Raw genomic sequence first — 24,740 nt, 5'->3', positions numbered from 1 at the left:
CCGGGCCCCGAGGCCATGGTTGGAGGGGAGACGGGCGCTACTTGTCCTGTTCGGCGGTGAGCCGGGCCAGGCGCTCCTCCACCTCCTGCCGCCAGCGGGCCTGGGTGTGGGCCTGCACGCGCTGGTGCTCATGGATGAGCGCGAGTGCGTCCAGGATGGCCTCGTTGAACTCCACCTGCCGGCGCAGCGCCTCGTTGATGAAGGGCTGGAAGGCGAGCCGGAAGGCGCGCTTGGCCAGCACCAGCACGGGCCCCACCACCGGCCGGTGCGACGAGGGCGCGTCCGCGTAGCGCGTGTCCCGCTTGAGGCGCGCAGTCTGGAGGATGGCGGGCCACTCCACGCCGGGAGTGGGCGCCTGCACGGTGTCGAGCTTCTTGCGCAGCACCTCCACGGCCTCCGGCGCCGGTGTTGGCAGCCTGCGCAGGGCGTCCGCCACCGCCTCGGCGGTGGGGTGGGTGGTGATGAGGTCCTCAGCGCGCATGCGTTGCTCCTCCCGACTCCAGGGCCCGGGCCAGCTCGCCGGCCAGCGGCGCCACGTCCGCCTCCGCTCCCAATTCCCGCAGGCGGGGGCCCAGCATCTGCCGCACCGCCGCGTCCGGTGTGTGGCCTGTCTCCCACACGCCCCAGGCCCGGGCCTGGACGTGCGCCACCGCCTCGCGCGCCACCGCCTCGGCGGCGCCCGCGAAGAGCACGGGCCCGCGCGTGCAGCGCACGCCCATCTCCAGCGAGGAGGAGGGTGGGGCGCCGGCCTCACCGCCGAAGGAGGGCTCGTCCGCGGTGAAGCGCCACAGCGTCGTGCCGCCGAGCCGCTCCTCGCCCGGCGCCGCCTGCACCGGCATGACGTCGCGCCGCACCGTCCACAGGCTCGCGCCGGGCAGCCGCTCCGCCACGGCGCGCGCCAGCCGGGACATGGGTGCGTCCGGGGCCGCGTCGAAGCCGGGGCACACCACGGTGGCTGCGTCGCTGGGAGGGGCGGGGTGGGGCGGCGACCGGCCCTCAAGGAAGGGCGTGAGGGCCTCGCGCACCCGCGTGGCGACGGCCTCCTGGCCCAGGTCCGCCAGTCGCTCACGCTGCGCCGCGACCACCTGGGCGCGCAGGGACGTGTCTCGCTCGAGCACCGCGAGCAGTCCGGCCACCTCGACGGGGTCGTCTCGCAGCGTGGCGAGGCCAGCGCCGCCCATCGTCTCCGGCACCGCCGCCGCGCCGTAGGCCACCACCGGCACGCCCCGGTACATGGCCTCCAGCAGGGGCACGCCGAAGCCCTCGTGCCGGCTCATGGAGAGATACGCCGTCGCCGAGCCGAAGCAGGCGGACAGCTGCGCCGCGCCCACCCGGCCGAGGAAGAGGACGCGCTCGGCGCCCAGCAACTCGCGCAGCGCCATCACCGTCGCGCCGTAGGTCGTGTCGCGGTTGAGGTAGCCCGCCACCAGCAGCCGGCTGCGCGGCTGGTACAGCCGCTGGTACGCCGCGAAGACCTTCAGCACGTCCTCCACGCGCTTGCTGGGCACGGCGCGGCCCACGAAGAGGATGTTGGCGCAGCCGTCGTCCAGCTCGGCGCGCAGCGAAGCGTCGGGCGGCACGTCGAAGCCGCGCCAGTCCACCGCGAAGGGCAGCACCGCCACGCCCGGGAAGCCCGCCGCGGACAACTCCTCCGCGCTGAAGTGCGAGTACGCCCAGGCGTGCTCGACGAGGGGCCGCAGGGCCAGCAGCTCGTCCCGCGCCGCGGCGCACGCGGCCGCCACCTTCCGGTCCAGCCCCGCGAAGAGCCTGGCCGGAGTGACGTTGTGGTACACGAGCGCCTTGCGCCCCGGCGCGCGGGCCACCAGCGGGACGAGCCGCGACTCGAAGCTGTGGTGGACGAGCAGCGCGCTGTCCGCGTCCGCCTCGTGGGGATAGTCGTCCGCCGGGCGCACGTCGTCGCGGCACTCGTCGTCCCACTGCGGCGCGTAGATTTCGGAGGCGTAGCCCCACCCGCGCAGCAGCGAGCGCAGGTAGCGCACCTGGTTACCCACGGCGTCGCCCCACGCCAGCCGCGACACGAGCTGGTGGACCGCTCGGGCGGGCGATGCCGTGGCCCCTCGCTTGCTCTTCCGGAAGTTCACGCTACCAGTAGCCTCTAGACCCGGGCGGACCGGCACACAAGCGGGACTGTCACCAGACGACTGTTGCCTTACCTTGACGCCCCCTCCCAGGCTCCGATACGGAGGACACTTCTCCTGATTCCCGTGGTGAGTACGTCAATGAATGTCCTGGTGACAGGTGGCTGCGGCTTCATCGGTTCCAACCTCGTGAAGTACCTTCGCCGCGAGCGACCGGACTGGAAGATCGTCAACCTCGACAAGCTCACGTACGCGGGCAACCTCGAGAACCTCTCCGACCTGGAGGGTGACCCGAAGCACGTCTTCGTGCGCGGCGACATCGGCAACCGCGAGCTCGTCGAGCACCTGATGGTGCAGCACTCCATCGACGCGGTGATGCACCTGGCCGCCGAGAGCCACGTGGACCGCTCCATCCTCGGGCCCGAGGTCTTCGTCACCACCAACGTGCTGGGCACCCAGCAGCTCCTGGAGGCCTCCCGCGCCCGCGGCATCAAGCGCTTCCTGATGGTCTCCACCGACGAGGTGTACGGCTCGCTCGGCCCCACCGGCGCCTTCACGGAAGCCTCGCCGCTGCAGCCCTCCAGCCCGTACTCGGCCTCCAAGACGAGCTCCGACCTGGTGGCGCTGGCCTACCACCACACCTTCAAGCTGGACGTGGTGGTGACGCGCTGCTCGAACAACTACGGGCGCTACCAGTTCCCGGAGAAGCTCATCCCCCTGATGGTGGTCAACGCGCTGCACGACAAGCCGCTGCCCGTCTATGGCGACGGCGGCAACGTGCGCGACTGGCTCCACGTGGAGGACCACTGCCAGGGCCTGCTGCTCGCGCTGGAGAAGGGCAAGGCCGGCGAGGTCTACAACATCGGCGGCGGCGCGGAGCGGCGGAACATCGAAATCGTGAAGGGCATCCTCGGCCTGCTGGGCAAGCCGGAGACGCTCATCAAGTACGTGGCGGACCGGCCGGGGCATGACCGGCGCTACGCCATCGACCCGACGAAGATTCGCGCCGAGCTGGGCTGGAAGGCCGCCCACACCTTCGAGCAGGGTCTGGCGGAGACGGTGAAGTGGTACGTCGAGCACCCCTCGTGGTGGGAGCGGGTGATGAGCGGCGCCTACCGCCAGTACTTCGACACCCAGTACAAGACCCGCCTGCACGGCCGGGCGGCGTAGGTCGGCCATGCGCTTCCTCGTCACTGGTTCGAATGGGCTCGTCGGCAGCCGCGTCTGCGCGCTGCTGGAGCGGCAGGGGCACGAGGTGGTGGGCCTGGGCCGCGGCCCGCGCCGCACCGGCGGGACGTACCGCTACGTGGAGGTGGACCTGACGCGCGAGCCGGACGTGGCCGCCGCGCTCGCGTCCGCCGCCCCCGAGGTGGTCATCCACCCCGCCTCCATGACGGAGGTGGATGCGTGCGAGAAGGACCCCGAAGCAGCCTTCGCCGCCAACGTCACCGCCACCGCGGCGGTGGCCAGAGGCGCGCGCAAGGCCGGGGCGCACCTGGTGCACGTGTCCACCGACTACGTCTTCGACGGTGACGCGGGCCCGTATGACGAGGAGGCGCTGCCCAACCCGCGCGGCGTCTACGCCCTCACCAAGCACATGGGCGAGCAGGCCGCGCGCACCTTCGTCCCCGGCTGCGCCATTGCCCGCACGGCGGTGGTGTACGGCTTTCCCGCGGCGGGGCGGCCCAACTTCGGGATGTGGCTGGTGGGCTCGCTGGAGAAGGGCCAGCCGGTGAAGCTCTTCGAGGACCAGATTGTGTCCCCCAGCTTCGCGGACAGCGTGGCCGCCATGCTGGTGGAATTGGGCGAGCGCAAGCTGGGCGGCGTGTGGAACACCTGCGGCGGCACCGTCATCGACCGCGTGGGCTTCGGCCGGGCGCTGTGCGAGGTGTTCGGCTTCGACGCGAAGCTCATCACCCCCACGCGCATGGCGGACCTGAAGCTGGCCAGCCCCCGGCCGCTGCGCAGCGGCCTGAAGACGGGCAAGGTGCGCACGCAACTGGCCGCGAAGCCGCTGGAACTGGCCGAGTCCCTGGCGCGCTTCCACGCGGCCTGGAAGGCCGGGCAGGGCGGCTGACAACTTTCGCGCGGCCTACGGGCCGCGCATCCCCCGCGCGACTGACCGGGACCACGGCCGGGAGCCCGTCGGAACGCGGGACATGAGGTGAACGTATGAAGGGAATCGTCCTCGCCGGTGGTTCGGGCACGCGCCTGTATCCACTGACGCGCGTGGTCAGCAAGCAGCTGCTGCCCGTCTATGACAAGCCGATGATCTACTACCCGGTGACGACGCTGATGCTGGCGGGCATCCGGGAGCTGCTCATCATCTCCACGCCCCAGGACCTGCCGCGCTTCCGCGAGCTGCTGGGCAGCGGCGAGCAGTGGGGCGTGCGCTTCCAGTACGCCGAGCAGCCCCGGCCGGAAGGGCTGGCGCAGGCGTTCGTCATCGGCCGTGAGTTCGTGGGCCAGGATGCGGTGTCGCTCATCCTCGGCGACAACATCTTCTACGGCCACGGCATGAGCGAGCTGGCCCAGCAGGCCGCGCGCCGCGAGCAGGGCGCCACCGTCTTCGGCTACTACGTGAAGGACCCGGAGCGCTACGGCGTGGTGGAGCTGGACGCCAACAAGCGCGCCATCTCCATTGAAGAGAAGCCGGCGAAGCCCAAGTCCCACTACGCCGTCACCGGGCTGTACTTCTACGACAACCAGGTGGTGGACATCGCCGCCAACCTCAAGCCCGGCAAGCGCGGTGAGTACGAAATCACCGACGTGAATGCGGAGTACCTGCGCCGCGGGCAGCTCAACGTGGAGCTGATGGGCCGCGGCTACGCGTGGCTGGACACCGGCACGCACGAGTCGCTGATGCAGGCGTCCAACTACATCGAGATCATCGAGCGCCGTCAGGGCCTCAAGGTGGCCTGCCCGGAGGAGATTGCCTTCCGCATGGGCTACATCGACGAGAAGCAGCTGGCGACGCTCGCGGAGCCGATGCGCAAGAACGAGTACGGCCAGTACCTGCTGGACCTCATCGCGCACCGCGGTGCCGTGTCATGAAGGTGATTCCCACCGAGCTGCCGGGCGTCCTCATCGTGGAGCCCAAGGTGTTCGGCGACGACCGCGGCTTCTTCATGGAGACGTTCCATGAGAAGCGCTACGCGGACGCGGGCATCACCGGGCCCTTCGTGCAGGACAACTACTCGCGTTCGGCGAAGGGCATCCTGCGGGGGCTGCACTTCCAGGAGCCCAACGCGCAGGGCAAGCTGGTGCAGGTGCTGGCCGGCGCCGTGTACGACGTGGCGGTGGACGTGCGGCGCGGCTCGCCCACGTTCGGCAGGTGGGTGGCGGTGGAGCTGTCCACGGACAACCGGCGCCAGCTGTGGATTCCGCCGGGCTTCGCCCACGGCTTCTGCGTGCTGAGCGAGTCCGCCGACTTCCACTACAAGTGCACCACGCTGTACTCGCCGGACACGGAGCGCGGCGTGCTGTGGAATGACCCCGACCTGGGCATTCCGTGGCCCGTGTCCTCGCCGCTGCTGTCCGGCAAGGACGCCAAGGCCCCGCGGCTCAAGGATGCCCCGGTGCTTCCGGTGTACGCGGGCTGAAGCAGGACGGGGTGGCCGCCGGTTCAGACGCTGGAATGCTGCGGGGCGGTGGCGAGCAGCGACGACACCACGGTCTCCGTCACGTCCTTGCCGCCACCCAGGTTGGTGGCAAGGCACATCGGCGTGTAGATGAGGCCCCACGGAAAACCCCACCAGCCGAGCACGAGCGACAGCAGCGTGTAGCCGATGCTCTTGCCCGCCGTGCCCTCGCCGGCGCGGATGAAATACACATCCGAGGAGCGCCTGAACGTCATCACCAGGATGGAGACGCAGTACTCGAACACGACGAACCTGCCGCCCCGGCTCAGCTCCTCCTGGAGCTGACCCACCGTCATGTTCTCCACGCCTTGAATCTCTGCCATCGGGTTCCCCCTCCAACCACCGCCACGTGCGGTGGGGCGCGCGAAGAATAGCAGTGGCGCCAGCGCCCCCGGAAGCCGTGCGCTACATGCCCAGACGGTGCGCGAGGTCCGCGGGCACGGAGTACCCACGCTCCGGTGGGCACAGGCGGGCGGCCTGCTCCGCGCGCCCCTCGTCGAGCAGGCGGCGGATCTTCTGCACGCGCGGCGTGAGGTCCTCGATGGACACGGTCCACGCCTCCACGTAGCGGGAAATCACCGTGCGCCCCAGGCCCACCTGGATGCTGTCATGCGGAAGGCCCGCGCCGCGCAGTGAGCGCTCCGGGTCCCACTGCACGTGGACGGGCGCGGACTCGAAGGCCCGTTGCCAGGCTTCGGGGGTGCCGTGCACCCGGGGCTCGAAGGCGGTGAGGACCGCGAGGCTGAGGGCCTCGTGCCAGCCTTCACGCTTGATGCGCACCGCGAGCGTCCGCTCCTGCCCGCTCTTGCGGCCCCAGTTGGAGCGGTGCATCAGCCAGAGGAAGCTGGGTTTTATCCAGGTCATCCGGCCCACCGAGAAGGGTGGGCCGAACTTCTGCTGCTTCACGGCCACGTCCGCGATGGCGTCCGGATAGGCCTGGTACATCACGATGAACGCGCGGTCGTGGTCGGCTCGAATCTCTCGGGGGCCGGGCATGGACGCGCGCGGGCGGGCCTACTCGGAGATGTCGGGCGGCAGCTCGTTCTTGCAACTGGTGATGCCGCGCTGGGCGTCGGAGAGCTTGGGGTAGCTGCGGAGCAGGGCCTTGTAGGTCTTGATGGCCTGTTCGCAGTTGCCTTCATTCTCCAGCTTGCGCGCGCGGGCCAGTTGCCTTGCGGCGGCCTCGAGCTTGTCTCCAAGCGTCACGAGGCTGGGATCCGCGTCCACCAGCCCCTTGTCGCGCGCCATCTTCAGCCGGTCCATCGCACCGCTCAGATCGCCCGAGTTGAACGCACTTTCAATCTCGATGGCCTGTCCCGAAGCGAGCATCTTCTTCATCATCGCCACAGCGTCTGGGGCGGGCGCCGCGGGCTGGGGTGGGGGAGCGGGCGCCACCTCCGGAGGCTTCGGCGCCTCCGCATGCGGAGCAGGCGGGGGCGAGGGAGGCGGACCCGGAGGCTCCACGGGCGCCACCTGCGCGGCGCCACCGCCCGAGCCGCGAATGGCCACCACGCCCACGCCGCCCGCCACCAGCACCGCTGCCACACCGAGCCCCATCACCAGGCCCGTGCGGGAGCGCTTCGGCGGCGCGTAGGGAGAAGTCGTGTGCGCCGTCTTGTCGAACCCGTCCGACACGGAGGCGGCCGCGCGCGGGGCCTGCGTCAGCGCGGGCTGCGTCAGCTGAATCGGCGGCATCCGGCCTGTGTTGTACTGGCCCTTGTCCACCGGAGGCGTGACGGCGGCTCCTCGCACCAGCGTGGCCTCGGAGCCGTCGCCGAAGAGGAGGGTGTTCGACTTGTCCTCCTTGTCGGCGGCGCCCTTCACCGCCGGGTTGACGCCGCTGATGGGCGAGCGCCCCGTGAGCGTGGGCAGCGCGTTGCTCAGGTCCGAGGCGAACGCCTCCATGGTGGCGTAGCGCTCCACGCGCTTCTTCGCCGTCGCCTTCTGGATGACCGCGTCGATGGCGGGCAGCTGCAGGTCCGCCACCACGTCCGCCAGGTGCGGCATGGACTGGTGCACCTGCTTCTGCATGATTTCGGCGACGCTCGTCCCGTCGAAGGGCTGCTGGCCGGTGAGCAGCTCGAAGAGCACCACGCCCACCGCGTAGATGTCCGCGCGCGAGTCCACGTCCTGGCCCATGGCCTGCTCGGGCGACATGTACCGGGGCGTGCCGGCCACCGCGCCCTGCATGGTGAGGCGCGGCGCGCCGTCGCTGATGCGGGCGATGCCGAAGTCCAGCACCTTCACGTGCCAGCCCCGCATGCCCTGCCGGACCATCACGTTCTCCGGCTTGAGGTCGCGGTGCACCACCTGCCGCGCGTGCGCGTAGGCCAGCACGTCCGCCACCTGGAGGATGATGTCCGCGGCCTCATGCACCGGCAGCCGCCCCGCGTTGGAGAGCAGGCGCTTGAGGTCATCGCCCTCCACGTACTCCATGCAGATGTAGAGCGTGCCCTCCTCGTCCTGCCCGAAGTCGTGCAGGTTCACCGCGTTGGGGTGCGCCACGCGCGCGTAGCTCTTGGCCTCGTTGAGGAAGCGCCTCGCCACGTCCGGGTCCATCGACAGCCCGGTGTTGAGGAACTTCATCGCGACCTGCTGGCCGATGCCCAACTGCTCCGCCAGGTACACCGAGCCCATGCCGCCCTGACCCAGCCGGCGGAGGATGCGGTACTTGCTGGCGATGGTGCGGCCCAGCATCTTGTCGACCTGCGGCGCCAGCTTCAGCAGCTCGGTGCCGCCACACGCGGGGCACGCGCCGCCCCAGGTCTCGTACTGCGCCTCGCACCGCTGGCAGATGAACAGGGACATGGGTATGGGTCAGCGCGCCGCCGTGGGGTAGCGCTGGAAGAGGATGCGCTCCAGCTCGCGAGCCCCATCCTTGGACGACTTCTTCTGGGCCACCGCCGCGCGCAGCACGTCCGTGCGCGCGTCATCCGGCAGGTCCGCCTCCATCACCGCCAGCGCGCCATTCAGGTCTCCCGCGCGCTGCAGCGAGGCCGCGCGCCAGACGCGGTACTCGGTGCGGCCCGGAGCCGCCGTGGCCGCCTGCGCGAACAGGCCCTGCGCCTTGGCGAAGTCTCCCTCCTGGAACACCGCCAGCCCTTCCAGGAAGGGCGCCTGCGACGACGCGTTGGGGGACGCCTCGCCCGTGTTCGCCGCCAGGTCGAACAGCTTGCGCGACTCACGCAGCTGCTCGGGCGGGAGCGTCTCGCCGGCCAGGGCGCGGCGGTGCAGCTCCTCGGTGGCACCGCGGCTGGCGGCGCTCAGCTTCGCGCCCATCTCCCCCAGGTCCGTGCCCAGGTAGCCCTCCGACACCAGCGTGGTCAGCATCTCCGCCGCCGAGTCCGGGCCCACGAGCTTCTTGTCCTCCAGCGCGGCGAAGAAGCCCGCCTTCAGCTCCACGTGGCGCGCCGTCAGGTCCGCGGGCGCCGCGCCCTTCTGCTTCTTGCGCGCGGCCTTGAGCTGGCGCTCGCACAGCTCCAGCTCGCGCTGCGCCTTGGTGCGGTCCTGGATGTCCGGGGCGCTGCGCACGTAGGCGCGGTACGCCGTGCACGCGCCGGGAATCTCCTTCGCGCCCAGGCGCGACCGGGCCAGGCCCAGGTACGCCGGCAGCAGCGTGGGGTTGGCGCGGGTGGCCTTGAGGAACAGGCCGGACGCGTCCGCGTAGCGCTTCTTGTTGTAGAGCCGGGTGCCCTCGGCCACGAGCGCCTCGGCGTTGCCCACCGCGGGGCCCACCAGCGGCTCGGCCGCGGCCAGCCCGCTCACCAGCAGCGCGCACATCACCACCCAGCGACGCGGTTCAGAACGCATAGCCCAACCCTCCGCGCAGGTTGCTCGTCCCCGCGATGTTCTTCAGCAGCGAGATTCCATACTGGTACGCCACGGAGGCGTAGAGCCCCTCGTAGACGAAGATGCGCGCGCTGGCCTGCGCGGAGCCGTGCAGGTCCACCGCGAAGAGCCCGTCCTCGAAGGGGGCGCTCTCCGGGCGGTTCTTCTCCTTGAGGAGCAGCCCGCGCACCTCGACGCCCGCCTGGATGGCGAAGGAGAAGGGGCCCACCACGTAGCGCAGCTGCGGCTGGAGCGCGCGCAGCGACATCATCTGCGCCTGCGTGTCCAGCGCGTTGTCGTTGCCCCGCACCCGGTCCACCCACTCGCCCGACGCGCCGTCGGGGATGCTGACGCCCATCGTCCACGTGTCCGCGGTGCGGTAGTACGTGGCGCCCACCAGCATCACGCCGAAGTACTGGCCGTAGCGGCCGTACTCCACGCCCAGGCCCATCATCCGCCTGGAGCCCGGCGCGCGGACATCCAGGGTGCGGAAGTCCGACAGGCCCGGGTTCGAGCCCGTCGGGTGCGTGGCCAGGGCGGTGCCGGTGAGGCTCAGCATCTCGTAGGAGCCCTCCAGGTAGCTCTGCCGCGCCATGGTGGCGGCCTGGCGGCGGCGCATGGCCAGCTTGAAGGCCTGCATGGAGGTGGGCTTCAGCTCGCGCTCCAGCGTGTACGTCGCGCCGGGGGCAATCTCCGCCTTCACCTCCTGCGGCTCGTAGCCGTCCTGCACCAGCGACAGGGTGCGCGAGCCGGGCTGGATGCCCTGGTCCACCGCGTCCGTCCCCACCTGCTTGCCGTCCACCAGGATGCGCGTGCCCTCCGGCAGCACCTTCACCACCAGCCGCGCGGGCACCTTCTCCAGCGCCGCGTGCAGCTTCACCGGCTCGCGCGAGGCCACCACCCGCGTCTCCTCCTTCGGCAGGTGCGAGGCCAATTCGAAGCGGAAGGTGTGCTCACCCGGCAGCACCTCCGTGGCGTAGGGCGTGGTGCCCACCTTCACGCCGTCCACGAAGACGGTGGCGCCCGCGGGCTCCGTCACCGCCTCCACCGTCGCGTTGAGGGTGAGGAACTTCACCAGCACGCCGGCCAGCGCCTTCTCGAAGGCGGGGTTGGCCGTCTCCGCCTGCGCGCGCGCGCCACTGTCCGGCCGCACGCTGACGGCGCGGAAGCGGTAGCCCGCGTCGTCCTGGCCCGCCTGCAGCAGCACCACCCGCTCCAGCCCCAGCGAGGCGAGGTACGACTCCAGCGGCTCGCGGCAGCGCGTGGCGCCCGTCACGCAGCCCAGGTCGCCCTCGCGACCCTGGAGGTAGCCCGCCAGTGCCTCGCGGCCGATGACCTGCTGGGCCTTCAGGTCTTGCGGTAGCAGTGCGCCGATTCCGTCCTCGGTGCGCTTCACCAGCGCGTCCTGCCCTGGGTACATCGGCTGGACGAGCCACAGCGTTTGCGTGGGCGCCCCGGCCTGGGTGCCAGGGGGCATTCCGGGGGCGGCGCTGGCGGTCAGGGCCAGGCTGACGGTCAGCAGACAGGTGACGAACATGGCTTCCTCGGGCGGGGATGGGCCGCTCGCGCTCACGACGGGCCGCCCACCCGACGGTGTACGCCAATGAACGCGGCCCTGCCTAGGGGGGGCAGGGTGACCCCATGGATGTTTTCCTCGAATTAGGTGTTTTTCGAGGCTCTGGGCTCGACTGCCCTGGGGGCGCCCGAGCGGCGGCTCGGCGTGGGGAGCCGCCGGGAGGTACGGGGAATGCGCATCGTTCCCCAGGTCACAACACCCCTGAGGAGGCGGAATGGTACTCCCTGGCAAGGGAATGGGCTGGATGGAGTTCTTCAAGGCCCTGAAGGCTGAATGGACGCGCGACGACGTGGGCGACGTCGCGGGGGCGCTGACGTTCCGGGCCATCCTGGCGCTCTTCCCATTCCTGCTGTTCCTGGTGTCGCTGGCGGGCGTCATCATCGACCCCGCGCAGGCGCAGACGCTCATCCAGGAGCTGGCGAAGGTGGCGCCGCAGGAGGTGACGAACATCCTGAGCGAGCGCATCAACTCGCTGGCGCAGAGCAACCCGGTGGGGCTCCTGACGGTGGGCGGCGTGGGCGCCATCTGGGCGGCGTCCGGCGGCGTGGTGGCGCTGATGGACGCGCTGAACAAGGTGTACGGGGTGGAGGAGTCGCGGCCCTTCTGGAAGCTGCGCCCCATCGCCCTGGGGGTGACGATTGGGGGCGCGGCGCTGGCCATCGTCGCGGCGCTGGCCATCATCGTCACGCCAGTCGTAGCGGACAAACTCGGGCCAGTGGGCCCGGTGCTCACCTGGCTGCGCATGCCCATCGCGGGCCTGCTGGTGATGCTGCTGTGGGCGGTGCTGTACTACGTGCTGCCGGACGTGAAGCAGAAGTTCCGGTTCATCACCCCGGGCTCCGTGGTGGGTGTGCTCATCTGGTTGGTGGCCTCGTGGGGCTTCTCCAAGTACGTGGCCAACTTCGGCAAGTACGACGTGAACTACGGCGCCATCGGCGGCGTCATCGTCATGCTGCTGTGGATGTGGATCTCGGCGCAGACCATCCTGCTGGGCGCGGAAATCAACGCCATCCTCGAGCACCGCTCCCCGGACGGGAAGGCGCCGGGTGACAAGGTCCCCGAGCAGGGCAAGGTGGTGACGGCCACCAAGACGGAGCTGGAGGAGGGCGGGGCGAAGCTTCCCGGCTCCCCCGAGTTCCGGCCCGTGGTGGACCCGCACACGGGCCAGCCGACCTCGGCCCCGCCGAAGCTGCGGCAGACGCCGCTGGCGGCGGCCGCCCGCTGGGCTGCGGGACTCGGCCTGGGCATCTTCCTGGTACGCCGCAACACCGCCCGATAGCGGCACGGGCGTCATCTCCTGAAGGGCCCCGGGCCCCGGCCTCCTCGTGAGAGGGGCCGGGGCCTCGTCGCGTTCAGCGGGCCGGCCAGGGCAGGGAAGCGCCGGGTAGGGGCAGACCCGGGCGAGCGACTTCGCCCGGAGTGCACCTGCTTGCGGACGCCCCGCACCCGGTGCCACCCTGCGCGGCTTGTCAGACGGGCAACATTCAATCCGCTGCCCGGCCGCCCCCCCGGACATGCCTTTCCGAAACGCAATCCCTGGCAAGGGGCGGGTGCCTTGCATCCTGGAGCTACGATGTCCCTGAAGATTTCCTGGCCGCTCCGCTGCGCCGTGGCGTTGCTCACCGCGCAGCTCGTGAGCGCCTGTGGTGGCGGTGGTGGCAACCCGAATCCCACGCCGGAGCAGGACACGACGGCGCCCGCGACGCGCGCCACGCCGGCCGGTGGCAGCTTCACCAGCTTGGTGGCCGTGGCGCTGGCCTGCGACGACGGCGCCGGCAGCGGCTGCGCGGCCACGTACTACACGCTGGACGGCTCCACGCCCGGCACCGGCTCCACGCAGTACCGCGAGCCCTTTACGCTGTCCGCCACCGCGACGCTGCGCTTCTTCTCCGTGGACAAGGCGGGCAACACCGAGGCCGCGAAGAGCGAGCAGTACACCTTCCCCAGCACCACGGACACGCAGGCGCCCACCACCACGGCCACCCCGGCGGGCGGGTTCTACAACAGCGCCCGCGGCGTGGCGCTGGCCTGCGACGACGGTGCGGGCAGTGGCTGCGCGGCCACGTACTACACGCTGGACGGGAGCCTGCCCACGGAGGCCTCGACGCGCTACACGGCGCCGCTGGCCGTCGCCGCCAGCACGACGCTGCGCTTCTTCTCCGTGGACAAGGCGGGCAACGTGGAGGGCGCACGCACCGAGCGCTACGTGGTGGACGCGGAGGTGCCCACGGTGGCTGCCTCGCCTCGGGGTGGCATCTTCAGCGGCTCTCGTGTGGTGACGCTGACGTGCGACGACGGGAGTGGCTCCGGCTGCGCCGCCATCCACTACACCACGGACGGCTCGCTCCCCACGGAGGCGTCCCCCGTCTACACCGCGCCGCTCACGGTGGAGACCACCACCCGGCTGCGCTTCGTGGCGCTGGACCGGGCGGGCAACGCGTCGGAGACAGCGTCGGAGCAGTACACGCTGGACCTCGTGGGCCCCGTGTCCACCGCGACGCCGAAGGGCGGCACCTTTCGTGCGGCCGTCTCCGTGTCCCTGGCCTGCGATGACGGCACGGGCAGCGGCTGCGCGGCCACGTACTTCACCACCACCGGCGCCGCGCCGACGCACGCCTCGGCGCGCTTTACCGGGCCCATCGCCATCACCGGCAACACCACGCTGCGCTTCTTCTCCGTGGACGCGGCGGGCAACGACGGGCCCGAGGTGACGGAGACGTACGTCATCGACACCGTCGCGCCCACGGTCTCCGCCAGCCCGAAGGGCGGGACGTTCTTCGTGCCGCAGACGGTGACGCTGTCATGCAGCGACGCGGGCAGCGGGTGCGCCATCCACTACACGGTGAATGGCGCCACGCCCGACACGAGCTCCCCTCGCTACACGGAGGCGCTGGCCCTCTCCACGCAGACCACGCTCTCCTTCCTCGCGGTGGACGGCGCGGGCAATCCCAGCCCGGTGGCGGTGGAGACGTACACCATCATCTCGGACACCACGGCGCCGGTGACGACCATCAGTCCCGAGGGCGGCACGTACTCCAGCGCGCGGACAGTGACGCTGACGTGTGAGGACAACGGCGGCGGCAGCGGCTGCGACGGGACGTTCTACACGCTCGACGGCTCCGAGCCGACGACGGCCAGCACGCGCTACACCGCGCCCTTCACCGTCTCCACCACCGCCCAGGTGCGCTTCCGCTCCGTGGACGCCGTGGGCAACCTGGAGGCCACGAAGTCCGTGCAGTACACCATCGACACCACGGCCCCGGTGACGCAGGCGACGCCGGCCGGAGGTTCGTTCCAGGGCCCCGTCACCGTGTCGCTGGCGTGCTCGGACGCGGGCACGGGCTGCAAGGAGACGCGCTACACCGTGGACGGCACGGCGCCGACGGGCACCTCCGAGCTGTACACCGCGCCGCTCACGTTCATCGAGACCACCACCCTGCGGTTCTTCTCCGTGGACCAGGCAGGCAACGCGGAGGCCGCGCGGCAGGAGGTCTACACGCTGCCCACCTCCACCAGCAACGCGTCGGCGCAGATTGCGGCCGTGCGCGCCGCGGTGGACGGACCGCTGAGCCAGCCCATCGACGGGGCCATCATCACCTTCGTCAAGCCGGGCGTCGGCAACCCCACCAATGACCCGGCGGGCTTCTTCCTCCAGGCGGAGCGGGCCGGCCCGGCGCTCTTCGTGGAGGTGGACCCGGCGAGCCTCTCCCCCACGCCCCAGGTCGGCATGCGCGTGAATGTCACCGTCAGCAACAAGCGCCTGGCGAGCAACATGGTGCGGGTGAACATCTCCAGCTTCAGCCTGGTGAACCAGGGCATCCCGATGTCCACGCTCAGCCAGGAGGTGAGCCAGGTGGACCTGCCCCGGTTCGTGGGCCAGTTCGAGGCCGAACTCATCTCCCTCACCGGCACGGTGAACGGAGCCTTCAGTCTGGCGGGCACCGGCCATGTGCAGGCCCTGCTGGTGACGGCGGGCGTGCCCGAGGGCTCCACGAGCGCCCCTTCCTTCCGGCTGCGCATGGTGGAGAGCGTGCAGGACCAGCTCGAGGTGACGCAGGGCTGCACGGTGGGGCTCCTCTCTCCGCTGTGGGTCTTCGCGACGACCACCCAGCCCTCCGTGTGGGCGCCCGAGCAGGTCACCTCGCTGTCGTGCCCGGGCCCCCGGGTCGCGAGCGCGCTGGCCCGGGGCGCCGGGACGGTCGCCATCAACTTCGACCGGCGGCTCGACGCGGCCAGCGTCCAGGCCAACGGCGAGCAGTTCTCCATCCCCGGCCTGGTGGTCACCAGCGCCACCGTCGTCAGCTCCCGCGAGGTGTGGCTTGGCACCAGTACCCAGACGCCCCGTCAGTCGTACACGGTGACGGTGGCCTCCACGGTGCGAGACACCGCGGGCTCCGGCGTGGTGACGGCGGGGAACTCCTTCAGCTTCAAGGGCTACCAGGTGCCGGCGCAGCTGCGCATCACCGAGATTGCGCCCGCCGTCGGTCCCAACACCGTCAACTTCGGCCGGGACCTGGTGGAGCTCCAGGTCGTGCAGGGTGGCAATACCAACGGCATGAAGCTGGAGGAGGCCACGCTGGCCAACCCCCTGCTGGCCATCCTTCCGGATGTCGACGTGGCCACCGGAGACCTCATCGTCATCCACCTGAATCCGGACCGGGACACGCCGGGCGTGGATGCCCCGGGCTCGGAGCTCACCAGCAAGTCCTTCTGGTCCCAGGCGCAGTACGGCTCCAACTACGACACGGCCTGGGACTTCCACGGCGCCGGTAACGGCGTCACCGGCAGCAACCGCGTGTTCCGTATCCGCGATGCCTTTGGCACCACCCAGGATGCGGTGCCCGTCTACCTGCCACTCGGCAACCCGCCGTCCTTCTTCCCGCCCCAGCTCCAGGCCATCCAGGCCGAGGGCCTGTGGCTGCCGTCCGACTGCGGCGGCCAGCTCTGCTCGTACAGCAGCTTCCCGACCGCCCAGAACGTTTCCGTCAACTGGAGCGCCGCCTTCCCCAGCGGTGAAAGGACGACCACCCTGGGCCGGGTGCGCGCCGGTGACGCCAACGTGAAGGAGGACTGGGCGGTGGGGGCGGGCACCCTCGGCTTCCTCAACCCGTAGGCCCTGCGCCTTCGGAAAAGCGAATCGCCGCCTCGTGCCGGGAGTGCTTCCCCGGTCCGGGCGGCGATTCGTGCTTCAGCGCCTGGGCGCTTCGAGCGGCTAGCGGCGCTGCGTCGCGGCGGCGGCGTGCTTCTCCACGAACTCCGAGTAGGGGCCGTTGAAGTCCAGCACCTCGTGGCCCTGCTGGAGCGACCAGACGCGGGTGGCCACCTCGGAGATGAGCTCCTGGTCGTGCGTGACGACGATGACCGTGCCCTCGAACTTCTGGAGGCCTTCGGCGAGCGCGGCGATGGACTCGAGGTCCAGGTGGTTCGTGGGCTCGTCGAGCACCAGCACGTTGTCCTGCATGATCATCAGCTTGGACAGGAGCAGGCGCACCGTCTCGCCACCGGAGAGGGTGTCCGTGTTCTTCATCCGCTCCTCACCGGAGAAGAGCATCCGGCCCAGCACGCCGGAGATCTCCTCGTTGGTGAGCTTGTCGTGCAAGTCACGCAGCCAGCCGAAGCAGGTGGTGCCCTTGCGGACGACGCCGTGGTGGTCCTGCGGCAGGTAGCCCACCGAGGCCTGGTGGCCCCAGCCAATCTTCCCGCCGTCCGGCTCGAGCTGCCCGGCAATCATCCTCACCAGCGTGGACTTGCCCACGCCGTTGCGGCCGATGACGCAGATCTTCTCGCCCTTGCAGACGAGGGCGTTGAACGGCTTGATGACCTGCTGGCCGTCGAAGGACTTGTGGATGCCTTCAATCATCAGCGTCTGCCTGCCGCTGACGACCTTCTGGTCGAAGCGGATGAACGGGCGCGCGATGTTGGAGCGCTTGAGGTCGTCCGACTTCAGCTTGTCGATCTGCTTGATGCGGCTCTGCACCTGCGAGGCGCGCGTGCCGGCGCTGAAGCGGGCGACGAAGTCCTGGAGCTGGGCGATCTTCTTCTTCTTCTCCGCCGTCTCCGACTCCACGCGGGTGCGCAGCTGCGCCTTCTGGCGCACCATGTCGTCGTAGCCACCGGTGTACTGGATGATGGCTTCGTAATCGATGTCCGCGATGTGCGTGCAGATGGAGTTGAGGAAGTGCCGGTCGTGGCTGATGGTGATGAGCACGCCCTCGAACGCGTGGAGGAAGGTCTCCAGCCAGCGGATGGAGTCGATGTCGAGGTTGTTCGTGGGCTCGTCGAGCAGCAGCCCATCCGGCTTGCCGAACAGCGCCTGCGCGAGCAGCACGCGCAGCTTGAGGCCGCCGGTGAGCTGGCGCATCGGCCCCTCGTGGAAGGACTCCTCGATGCCGAGGCCGGCGAGCAGCGTGGCCGCGTCACTCTCCGCGGAGTAGCCGTCCTCCTCGGCGATGGTGCCCTCCAGCTCGCCCAGCCGGTTGCCGTCCTCCTCGGTGATGTCCGACTTGGCCAGCAGCGCGTTCTTCTCCGTCATGGCGGCCCACAGGGCCTTGTTGCCCATGACGACCACGTCGAGGACGCGCTCGTTCTCGTAGCGGAAGTGGTCCTGGCGGAGGATGCCGAGCTTGCGCGGGCGGATGATGTCGCCCATGTCCGCTTCCTCGTCCCCGGCGAGGATCTTCATGAACGTGGACTTCCCGGCCCCGTTGGGCCCGGTCAGGCCGTAGCGGCGGCCCGGCGAGAAGGTGACGTTGACCTCCTCGAACAGCTTCTTGGGCCCGTAGGCCTTGGAGACGTTGATGACGTTGAACATGGCGGCGGCGTTGTAGCGGAAATGGCGCGGTGGGCCAAAGAAGCAAGGTGATTCAAGTCCCGGCCCGTTCGCGGTGACCCAATGTAACCGCCGGGAGGGGCCGGAAAATGCCGCCGTCCGGGCGGGCGGGGTTCGGGGGTTCTCCCACATGAGCCGCCCCCTGGCCGGCTGCCCTGGGGGCGGGGAGGGGGCCACTGGGGGCCAGGGCCCGGGGGTGGGGGAGCGGGCCGGGCAGATGGATGCGGTGCCGGCCGGGTGTGGCGGGTATAAGGGCCGTTCAATGGCCGTCCGCTTCGAGCTCGTCACCACCGACCCCACCGGCGCCCGCGCGGGCATCCTGCACACCCGCCGGGGTTCCTTCCTCACTCCGATGTTCATGCCGGTGGCCACCCATGCTGCCTTCCGGCACCTGGGCAGCGAGGAGGTGAAGGAGACGGGGGCCAGCATCCTGCTGGCGAACACCTACCACCTGATGCTCCGGCCGGGCCCGGAGGTGTTCAAGCGCTTCGGGGGCATCCACCCGTTCATGCAGTGGGATGGCGGCATCCTCACCGACTCGGGCGGGTTTCAAATCTTCTCCCTGCCGGAGGACCGGCTGATTACGGAGAAGGGCGCCCACTTCCGCAGCTTCCATGACAACAGCCGGCAGCTGTTGAGCCCCGAGTCGAGCATCGCCATGCAGCAGGCGATCAACTCGGACATCATGATGGTGCTGGACGTGTGCATCGACTCGCGCACGGACGAGGCGGGCACGCGCGAGGCCATGGAGCGCACCCACCGCTGGGCGGTGCGCAGCCTCGCGGCGAAGGCGAAGCACGACACGGGGCAGGCGCTGTTCGGCATCGTCCAGGGCGGCGTGTACCCGAACCTGCGCGACGAGAGCTCGGACTTCCTGACGAAGCTGCCCTTCGACGGCTTCGCCATCGGCGGGCTGGCGGTGGGCGAGACGAAGGCGGAGCGCGAGACGATGACGGCGCGCGCCACCGCGTCGCTGCCCGCGGACAAGCCGCGCTACCTCATGGGCGTGGGGACTCCCACCGACTTGATTGAGGCGGTGCTGCGCGGCGTGGACATGTTCGACTGCATCATCCCCACGAAGATGGCGCAGCAGGGCTACGCCTATACCTTCCAGGGACTGGTGCGGATTACGCGCACCGCGTTCCGGCTGGACGACGCGCCGCTGGATGCCGAGTGCGACTGCTACGTGTGCAAGCGTTACACGCGCGGGTACCTGCAGCACCTGATGCGCGGCAAGCACCACCTGGGCTCGCGGATGCTGTCGGTGCACAACGTGCGGCACTACCAGAAGCTCATGGGCCGCATCCGCGCGGGCATCCTCGGCGGCACCTATGACCAGGTGGCCCGGGAGCTGAAGGCCGCCATCGCCACGCCGAAGGACTTGAAGGAAGAGGCGGGGGCGCGCGAGGTGACGCTGAAGGAGGTCGGGTGAGCGGCGAGGCGACGGTCGCCAATCCGCGCGACGGGGACTTCGAGGTCGTCACGCTGCGCAACGGGGCGCGGGCCGTGCGGCACCTGGGCCATGGCGAGGTGATGCACCCCTCGGTGGGCCCGTGGCAGGAGGCGCTGCGGCTCTACGTGGAGCAGGCGCGCCTGTCCGAGCGCCTGCGTCAGCCGGGCCCGCCGCTGGTCATCCACGACGTGGGCCTGGGGGCCGCCACCAACGCGGTGGCCGCGCTCACCTGTGCGCGCTCGCTGGGCGCGGAGCAGCGGCGGACGCTGGAGGTGGTGAGCTTCGAGGTGGACCTGGCGCCGCTGCGGTTGGCGCTGGCGGACGCGGCGGGCTTCCCGTTCCTTCAGCCCTTCCGCGAGGCGGCGGAAGCGCTGATGCGCGACGGCGTGTGGGAAGGGGAGGGTGTGCGGTGGCGACTGTTGCTCGGGGACGCGGTGCCGCATCTGGACGGTGAGCTTCCGGTGGCGGACCTCGTGTACTTCGACCCGTTCTCCCCGGCGTCCAATCCAGACATGTGGACGGAAGGCGTGCTGGCGCGGGTGCGCAGGCATTGCCGAGAGGATGGGGAAGGGACGCTGCTCCTGACGTACAGCGCGGCCACGCCGACGCGGGTGACGTTGCTGCTGGCGGGTTTCTACGTGGGGGCCGGTGTGTCCACGGGAACCAAGGGCGAGACGACGGTGGGTGCTACCCGGCGTGAGTCATTGGAGTTGCCATTGGGCGAGCGGTGGCTGGAGCGGTGGAAGCGCTCGTCGTCGCGGGCGCCGCATGGCGCGGCGCTCACGCCTGAAGTCGAGACGCGCGTACTGTCGCACCCGCAGTGGCGGTGAGTGCGGCCTGGCCCGGGGCTGCAATCCAGACGGCAAATGCAGTACAAAGCCGCCCATGCATTCCTACCTCCGTGCACTCGTCCTCGTCCCCCTCCTCGCGGTTGCTTCCAGCTGCGTGACCATCAGCAAGCAGCAGTATGCGAACGTCACCGCGGGAGCCATTGGCTGCCCTGTTGAAGAGGTGCAGATCTCCGGGGAGAAGGAGTCGTTTGGTCTTGGCGAACAGGTGACGCCCTGGACCGCTGAATGCCGTGGTCGCCGCTTCATCTGCAGCTCCGTGGGACACAACGCGAGTTGCAAGGAGGAGCTGAAGGCGGCCGAGGCGCCGGCGGCGGCGCCGGCTGAGGCGCAGGCCACGGACGCGGTGAAGTAGCACGGCTCCTCGCTGTGCGACTTTCACCCCCGGGTGTCCGGGCTGGATGCGCTCCCCGCGCACATGCTGAAGACACCCGGGGCCGTCTGGAGTATTCGCAAGGCGATGCGCGACGCTCTGGAACTGGATGATTGGGGCGGTACCGGCCCGGTGCTGCACCTGGCCCACGCCAACGGCTTCCCTCCGGGCGCCTATCGCAAGCTCATCGAGTTGCTGAAGACGCGCTACCACGTCTTCACGCTGCGCAGCCGTTGTCTCGTGCCGGGCGAAGACCCGCTGACGCTGGGGAGCTGGACGGACCTGGCCGACGAACTCGCCCACACGTTGCGGGCGCGCGGCCTGGAGAACGTGGTGGGCGTGGGGCACAGCGTGGGCGGCGTGGCCACGCTGCTCGCCTCCGTGAAGTCGCCGGGCTTGTTCCGGGCCGTGGTGGCGCTGGACCCCGTGCTCGTCACCGGCAAGCGCCTGTGGATGCTCCGCGCGGCGGCGCTGCTGGGCATGCGCGGGCGGATTCCCCTGGCCAGTGGCGCGCGGCGCCGCCGCGAAGCGTGGGCCTCTCGCGAGGAGGTGGCGGCCAGCTACGGGAAGAAGTCCCTCTTCCAGCGCTTCGACCCCGAGTCCTTCCGGGACTACCTCGCCCACGGCCTCATCGAGGCCCCCGGTGGCGGCGTCCGGCTGACCATCCCCGCTGCGTGGGAGGCGCGCATCTTCGAGACGATTCCCGTCAACGTGTGGTCCTCACTGCGCAAGGTGACGGTGCCCACGCTGGTGATGCGGGGCGGTGACACGGACACGCTCACCCCGGAGGCCCTGGCGCGCGTGCGTCGCACCGTGCCCCGGGTCCACACCGAGGAGCTTCCGGGCACCACGCACCTGTTCCCCCTGGAGCAGCCGGAGGCGTGCGGGCGGCGCATCCTCGCGTTCCTCGACACGGTGGACGCGCGGGCTCGGGCCTCCGTAGGGTGAGTCCGTGAGCCCTTCATCCGAGCGTCGGAGTCCTGAGGAGTCGCTGCGCATCGAGCTTCCGGGGACGCGCGCCCATGTCGTGGGCGGGCGCACGCCCGGCTCGGGGCCCTTGCTGGTGTACCTGCATGGACTGGGATGCGCGGGAAGCCAGGACTGGCCTCCCGTCGCCCGGAGTGCCGCGCTCTCGGGGCGGGCCAGCCTGTGGTTCGACCTGCTCGGCTTCGGCCAGAGCGACCGCCCGCGCGACTTCAGCTACGAGCTGACGGAGCAGGCGCGACTGGTGGCGTCGCTCCTGGCTCGCGAGTCCCAACCGGTGGCCCTCGTCGGACACAGCATGGGGGGCACGCTGGCCCTCCTGGTCGCGGAGGAGCAGGTTCGCGCGGGCCGTCCCCCGGTGGCCGTGGTCGTCGCTGAGCCGAATCTCCGGTTGGAGGATGCCACCGGGAGCGCCGTCGCCGCGGCGACCCCAGTGGAGGACTTCGTCGCGAAGTGGCAGCGGTGGGTCGAGTCGATGTCCTCACCCGCGTATCGCGAGAGCGTGCGGCGTGCGGACCCGGTGGCCTTCCACCGGAGTGCGTCCTCGCTGGTCCGGGTGGGGCAGGGGCTCATCCCGCGTCTCGCCGCGCTGCAAGTGCCGGTGAAGGGCTATGTCCTCGGGGCCCTCAGCGACGACACGACTCGGGAGACCGCCCGACAGGTGGCCGAGGCGGGCCTCCCCGTCATCACCGTCGAGGCCTCCGGACATGGCTTCTCGGAGGACAACCCCGAGGGGCTGGGGCGCGCCATCGCGGAGATGCTCACCGCTGGCGGGCAGTGAGTGCCGGTTGGCGCCCATCCAGCGCGCGCACCGCGACCCGCGCCGCCCCTCACTGTGCCCGTCAGGGCTGGGGCCACTCACCCTTGATGAACCGGGCGGTGACGGCGCGAGAGAGGATGACGGCTCCAGGCTTGGAGCCCTCGTCCTTCTCGATGCCGTTGTCGCGTTCGTGCCCAAGAACGATGCAGACGGGCACCTCGGGCGGTAACGGGTCACCCCAGAAGTCCGCGGCTCCGGCTGGAGGAAACATCTTCGTGAACCGTCCAACGACTTTCTTCCCCTCCGTCCAGATCTGGCCCTCGAATCGCCAACCACGATGGATGGCGAGTTTTTCGCCGTTGAATGCCCCCACGTATTTCCCGGTGCGGTACACGCCCAGTTGGCTGCTGCCGCCAGGCTGATTCATCACGTCGAGCGTGAGGCTGAACTCCTCTTCATGGCCCGCCCGCATCCGGTCCATGAAATCGACAGCTTCCTCCGGACACCGCTCGCGCTCCGGGCGCACCTGGGACGCCGGGCAACCCAGCTCCGCCGCGGCGGCGAGCGTCAGCCCCGCGCACCTGGCCAGGAACTCCGGCGTGAAGACGGGGCGGGCGGTGAGCCTGGGCTGCTTCGGGGGGGGCTGACGTGGGGGAGGCTTGGGGGCACTCACGGTGGGAGCTTCCTTCTGTGCAGGGGCAACGGGGGCGGATGACGGTACCTCAGCAACGGGCGGCGGGGCGGTGGAAGGAGGTGCCACGTCAGGCACGCGCGCATACGGGATGCCGACGGGCGCCGGGAGACCGGGCGCGTCGGGCGGGGGTGGCGATTGGCGCAGCAGCGCGAGGACTGCCGCCACGGCCACCACCACCGTCCCTGCGACGGCCACCTTGCGGTGGGCCCGTCCTCGCGCGGCGGTGCCTTCAGGCGGCGCGCTCGAGGTGGGCGCGGCGGGCTCGAAGACCGGCGCCTCCCACTCCGCGCCGCCCGCGTCGGCCAAGGCCTCCAGCTCGCTGCGCAAGGCTTCCAGGGTGGGCAGCCGGTTCGCCGTGTCGTGCTCCTTCGGGCGCTCTCGCCCGGTGCGCTCTTCGGCGCGGGCTTCAGGAGGCTTCCCGCATGGTGTTCTCCCGCCCCCCGGCGTACCCGCCGGGAAACATCCTCTTTCGCCTCGATGGCATTGCCTACGAGCTGGCTCGGGACCTGGGGCCTGGCAGCCATGGCGAGCGCATCGTCCTGGCCATCCAACGCGGCAAGGGGCAGGCGGACCTGGGCCGGGTCCTCATCAAGATGCTGGCCCTGCCCACCCTCACAGAGGCCACGAAAGAGGCACGCCAGCGGCTGGTCGAGGAGGCGCAGTTGGCCACCTATCTGAACCATCGGAACATCGCTCGCGTCCACGGGCTGCACGAATCCAGGAAGGTCTTGCACGTCATCATGGAGGCCGTCAGCGGGCGTTCACTGGAAGGTCTCCTCAACCTGGCCCAGGGGCGCGAGCGCTACTTCTCCGAGAACTTCATGCTCCACATCGGCGCGCAGGTGGCGGGCGCCCTGGCCCACGCGCACGGCTGCCGCGACGAGACGGGCCAGCCGCTGCACATCGTCCACCGGGCGGTGGACCCCACCCGCATCCGCGTGAAGCTCAGCGGCAAGGCGAAGTTGACGGACTTCGGGCTCGCGTCCGCGCACCTGCCCGGCCGGCGCAGCGTGCGCGTGCCACGTGCCAGAGGCGACGCCTATTACACGTCTCCGGAAGCGTTGCTGGGAGCGCGTGAAGATGCCCGCTCAGACTTGTTCGTTCTCGGGTTGGTGTTGCTGGAGTTCGCCACCGGCCGTCATCTGCTCAACCCGCCGGACCTGCTGCCGCGCGAGCTGCTGCGGAGGGTTCCGGAGAATGAACGGGGACGCATCGGAGATGCCATCGCGCGGGCGCAGGACGCGTGGTCCGAGGCGGACATGGGGGAGCTCGTCCTGAGGGCCGCCACCTTCACGCCGGACGACGTCGCGCGGGCGGCGGAAGAATTGTCCGCCCCCGTGCGGGCCCTCTTCTCCAAGCTGCTGCGCCGCGCCCCGTCGGAGCGCTACGCCACGGCAGCAGAGGTGGAGAGCCGCATGCGAAAGCTGCTGCACGCTCGCGAAGACTACGGCCAGGCGGAAGCAGCGGAGGAGCTGCACCAGGCGTTGGTGGACGCAGGGGAGACGCTGGCAGCGGATGCGGAGCCCGGCACGGGGCGGATGCTGCTGCCGGATAGCGTTTCCACCGAGCCCGCCTCCCCGTGAGCCCGGCCCGGGGCCCCGACGCGCCGGAGCCTTCCGCGGTGGCGGTGAGGACTGACGGCCTCGCAGCGTCTC

At 70.4% G+C, this 24,740-nt stretch carries 21 protein-coding genes; 12 read left to right on the top strand and 9 right to left on the bottom strand.

Going from position 1 to position 24,740, the window contains the following annotated elements:
• Nucleotides 1-37: 37 nt before the first annotated feature.
• The gene (locus tag G4D86_RS34075) at nucleotides 38-481 is read right to left on the bottom strand and encodes a hypothetical protein (RefSeq protein ID WP_163998288.1); all 444 of its coding nucleotides are present in this window, start codon (nucleotides 479-481) and stop codon (nucleotides 38-40) included.
• Nucleotides 471-2,102 carry a glycosyltransferase family 4 protein gene (locus G4D86_RS34070; protein WP_163998287.1) on the bottom strand — a complete coding sequence of 544 codons (1,632 nt, stop codon included), beginning with the start codon at nucleotides 2,100-2,102 and terminating at the stop codon, nucleotides 471-473. The genes G4D86_RS34075 and G4D86_RS34070 overlap by 11 nt, the downstream gene beginning before the upstream one ends.
• Before the next feature lie 138 nt (nucleotides 2,103-2,240).
• Between G4D86_RS34070 and rfbB the strand changes: the two genes are divergently transcribed.
• The 4 genes from rfbB (at nucleotide 2,241) to rfbC (ending at nucleotide 5,701) form a co-directional block, all read left to right on the top strand.
• On the top strand, nucleotides 2,241-3,269 hold the full coding sequence (rfbB, locus tag G4D86_RS34065; protein ID WP_163998286.1) for a dTDP-glucose 4,6-dehydratase: 1,029 nt from the start codon (nucleotides 2,241-2,243) through the stop codon (nucleotides 3,267-3,269).
• A gap of 7 nt (nucleotides 3,270-3,276) precedes the next feature.
• Entirely contained in the window at nucleotides 3,277-4,176 is a 900-nt protein-coding gene (locus tag G4D86_RS34060; protein ID WP_163998285.1) for an SDR family oxidoreductase, read from the top strand.
• Between the two features lie 95 nt (nucleotides 4,177-4,271).
• Entirely contained in the window at nucleotides 4,272-5,153 is an 882-nt protein-coding gene (gene rfbA / locus G4D86_RS34055) for a glucose-1-phosphate thymidylyltransferase RfbA (RefSeq protein ID WP_163998284.1), read from the top strand.
• Nucleotides 5,150-5,701 carry a dTDP-4-dehydrorhamnose 3,5-epimerase gene (gene rfbC / locus G4D86_RS34050; protein WP_163998283.1) on the top strand — a complete coding sequence of 184 codons (552 nt, stop codon included), beginning with the start codon at nucleotides 5,150-5,152 and terminating at the stop codon, nucleotides 5,699-5,701. The genes rfbA and rfbC overlap by 4 nt, the downstream gene beginning before the upstream one ends.
• Before the next feature lie 23 nt (nucleotides 5,702-5,724).
• Here rfbC and G4D86_RS34045 read toward each other — a convergent pair whose 3' ends face one another.
• The 5 genes from G4D86_RS34045 to G4D86_RS34025 form a co-directional block, all read right to left on the bottom strand.
• Nucleotides 5,725-6,063: a hypothetical protein gene (locus G4D86_RS34045; protein ID WP_163998282.1), complete on the bottom strand. Its 339-nt coding sequence runs from the start codon at nucleotides 6,061-6,063 to the stop codon at nucleotides 5,725-5,727.
• 82 nt (nucleotides 6,064-6,145) lie between these two features.
• Complete coding sequence (locus G4D86_RS34040) at nucleotides 6,146-6,736, bottom strand: DUF4291 domain-containing protein (protein WP_163998281.1); 591 nt, start codon at nucleotides 6,734-6,736, stop codon at nucleotides 6,146-6,148.
• Nucleotides 6,737-6,754: 18 nt separating this feature from the next.
• Nucleotides 6,755-8,548 carry a serine/threonine protein kinase gene (locus G4D86_RS34035; RefSeq protein WP_163998280.1) on the bottom strand — a complete coding sequence of 598 codons (1,794 nt, stop codon included), beginning with the start codon at nucleotides 8,546-8,548 and terminating at the stop codon, nucleotides 6,755-6,757.
• Nucleotides 8,549-8,557: 9 nt separating this feature from the next.
• Nucleotides 8,558-9,550, bottom strand: a complete 993-nt coding sequence (locus G4D86_RS34030) for a tetratricopeptide repeat protein (RefSeq protein ID WP_163998279.1) — start codon at nucleotides 9,548-9,550, stop codon at nucleotides 8,558-8,560.
• A complete protein-coding gene (locus tag G4D86_RS34025; RefSeq protein ID WP_163998278.1) occupies nucleotides 9,540-11,105 on the bottom strand; it encodes a PEGA domain-containing protein in 1,566 nt (521 codons plus the stop codon). The genes G4D86_RS34030 and G4D86_RS34025 overlap by 11 nt, the downstream gene beginning before the upstream one ends.
• A 253-nt stretch (nucleotides 11,106-11,358) precedes the next feature.
• On the opposite strand from G4D86_RS34025, the gene G4D86_RS34020 reads away from it, so the two are divergent.
• Together G4D86_RS34020 and G4D86_RS34015 are read left to right on the top strand one after the other, a co-directional pair.
• Nucleotides 11,359-12,423: a YihY/virulence factor BrkB family protein gene (locus G4D86_RS34020; protein ID WP_163998277.1), complete on the top strand. Its 1,065-nt coding sequence runs from the start codon at nucleotides 11,359-11,361 to the stop codon at nucleotides 12,421-12,423.
• Between the two features lie 294 nt (nucleotides 12,424-12,717).
• A complete protein-coding gene (locus tag G4D86_RS34015; RefSeq protein WP_163998276.1) occupies nucleotides 12,718-16,257 on the top strand; it encodes a chitobiase/beta-hexosaminidase C-terminal domain-containing protein in 3,540 nt (1,179 codons plus the stop codon).
• A 99-nt stretch (nucleotides 16,258-16,356) separates the two neighbouring features.
• On the opposite strand, the gene G4D86_RS34010 is transcribed toward G4D86_RS34015, so the two are convergent.
• Complete coding sequence (locus tag G4D86_RS34010) at nucleotides 16,357-17,955, bottom strand: ABC-F family ATP-binding cassette domain-containing protein (RefSeq protein WP_163998275.1); 1,599 nt, start codon at nucleotides 17,953-17,955, stop codon at nucleotides 16,357-16,359.
• A gap of 280 nt (nucleotides 17,956-18,235) precedes the next feature.
• Here G4D86_RS34010 and tgt point away from each other — a divergent pair, with 280 nt between their 5' ends.
• The 5 genes from tgt (at nucleotide 18,236) to G4D86_RS33985 (ending at nucleotide 22,412) form a co-directional block, all read left to right on the top strand.
• The gene (gene tgt / locus G4D86_RS34005; RefSeq protein ID WP_163998274.1) at nucleotides 18,236-19,405 is read left to right on the top strand and encodes a tRNA guanosine(34) transglycosylase Tgt; all 1,170 of its coding nucleotides are present in this window, start codon (nucleotides 18,236-18,238) and stop codon (nucleotides 19,403-19,405) included.
• Nucleotides 19,402-20,256 carry a tRNA (5-methylaminomethyl-2-thiouridine)(34)-methyltransferase MnmD gene (locus tag G4D86_RS34000; protein WP_163998273.1) on the top strand — a complete coding sequence of 285 codons (855 nt, stop codon included), beginning with the start codon at nucleotides 19,402-19,404 and terminating at the stop codon, nucleotides 20,254-20,256. The genes tgt and G4D86_RS34000 overlap by 4 nt, the downstream gene beginning before the upstream one ends.
• Before the next feature lie 55 nt (nucleotides 20,257-20,311).
• Nucleotides 20,312-20,629 carry a hypothetical protein gene (locus G4D86_RS33995; protein WP_163998272.1) on the top strand — a complete coding sequence of 106 codons (318 nt, stop codon included), beginning with the start codon at nucleotides 20,312-20,314 and terminating at the stop codon, nucleotides 20,627-20,629.
• Nucleotides 20,630-20,734: 105 nt separating this feature from the next.
• Complete coding sequence (locus G4D86_RS33990; protein WP_163998271.1) at nucleotides 20,735-21,595, top strand: alpha/beta fold hydrolase; 861 nt, start codon at nucleotides 20,735-20,737, stop codon at nucleotides 21,593-21,595.
• Between the two features lie 4 nt (nucleotides 21,596-21,599).
• The gene (locus tag G4D86_RS33985; protein WP_163998270.1) at nucleotides 21,600-22,412 is read left to right on the top strand and encodes an alpha/beta fold hydrolase; all 813 of its coding nucleotides are present in this window, start codon (nucleotides 21,600-21,602) and stop codon (nucleotides 22,410-22,412) included.
• Between the two features lie 61 nt (nucleotides 22,413-22,473).
• Here the strand turns inward: G4D86_RS33985 and G4D86_RS33980 are convergent, their stop codons facing one another.
• A complete protein-coding gene (locus G4D86_RS33980; RefSeq protein WP_163998269.1) occupies nucleotides 22,474-23,412 on the bottom strand; it encodes a hypothetical protein in 939 nt (312 codons plus the stop codon).
• A gap of 95 nt (nucleotides 23,413-23,507) precedes the next feature.
• Between G4D86_RS33980 and G4D86_RS33975 the strand changes: the two genes are divergently transcribed.
• The gene (locus G4D86_RS33975) at nucleotides 23,508-24,668 is read left to right on the top strand and encodes a serine/threonine protein kinase (RefSeq protein ID WP_163998268.1); all 1,161 of its coding nucleotides are present in this window, start codon (nucleotides 23,508-23,510) and stop codon (nucleotides 24,666-24,668) included.
• Nucleotides 24,669-24,740 lie beyond the last annotated feature (72 nt).

It is taken from the genome of Pyxidicoccus caerfyrddinensis, from assembly GCF_010894405.1.
Classification (GTDB): Bacteria; Myxococcota; Myxococcia; order Myxococcales; family Myxococcaceae; genus Myxococcus; species Myxococcus caerfyrddinensis.
The sequence above is the reverse complement of the archived record's forward strand: the minus strand, read 5'-3'. Positions and strand labels throughout refer to the sequence as shown.

Coding starts and splice junctions, on each gene's coding strand:
- G4D86_RS33990 (WP_163998271.1), top strand. CDS start 20,735: ATGCGCGACGCTCTGGAACTGGATGATTGGGGCGGTACCGGCCCGGTG.
- G4D86_RS33995 (WP_163998272.1), top strand. CDS start 20,312: ATGCATTCCTACCTCCGTGCACTCGTCCTCGTCCCCCTCCTCGCGGTT.
- tgt (WP_163998274.1), top strand. CDS start 18,236: ATGGCCGTCCGCTTCGAGCTCGTCACCACCGACCCCACCGGCGCCCGC.
- rfbB (WP_163998286.1), top strand. CDS start 2,241: ATGAATGTCCTGGTGACAGGTGGCTGCGGCTTCATCGGTTCCAACCTC.
- G4D86_RS34040 (WP_163998281.1), bottom strand. CDS start 6,736: ATGCCCGGCCCCCGAGAGATTCGAGCCGACCACGACCGCGCGTTCATC.
- G4D86_RS34015 (WP_163998276.1), top strand. CDS start 12,718: ATGTCCCTGAAGATTTCCTGGCCGCTCCGCTGCGCCGTGGCGTTGCTC.
- G4D86_RS34035 (WP_163998280.1), bottom strand. CDS start 8,548: ATGTCCCTGTTCATCTGCCAGCGGTGCGAGGCGCAGTACGAGACCTGG.
- G4D86_RS34060 (WP_163998285.1), top strand. CDS start 3,277: ATGCGCTTCCTCGTCACTGGTTCGAATGGGCTCGTCGGCAGCCGCGTC.
- G4D86_RS34075 (WP_163998288.1), bottom strand. CDS start 481: ATGCGCGCTGAGGACCTCATCACCACCCACCCCACCGCCGAGGCGGTG.
- G4D86_RS34045 (WP_163998282.1), bottom strand. CDS start 6,063: ATGGCAGAGATTCAAGGCGTGGAGAACATGACGGTGGGTCAGCTCCAG.
- G4D86_RS34030 (WP_163998279.1), bottom strand. CDS start 9,550: ATGCGTTCTGAACCGCGTCGCTGGGTGGTGATGTGCGCGCTGCTGGTG.
- G4D86_RS34010 (WP_163998275.1), bottom strand. CDS start 17,955: ATGTTCAACGTCATCAACGTCTCCAAGGCCTACGGGCCCAAGAAGCTG.
- rfbC (WP_163998283.1), top strand. CDS start 5,150: ATGAAGGTGATTCCCACCGAGCTGCCGGGCGTCCTCATCGTGGAGCCC.
- G4D86_RS34020 (WP_163998277.1), top strand. CDS start 11,359: ATGGTACTCCCTGGCAAGGGAATGGGCTGGATGGAGTTCTTCAAGGCC.
- rfbA (WP_163998284.1), top strand. CDS start 4,272: ATGAAGGGAATCGTCCTCGCCGGTGGTTCGGGCACGCGCCTGTATCCA.
- G4D86_RS34025 (WP_163998278.1), bottom strand. CDS start 11,105: ATGTTCGTCACCTGTCTGCTGACCGTCAGCCTGGCCCTGACCGCCAGC.
- G4D86_RS33975 (WP_163998268.1), top strand. CDS start 23,508: ATGGTGTTCTCCCGCCCCCCGGCGTACCCGCCGGGAAACATCCTCTTT.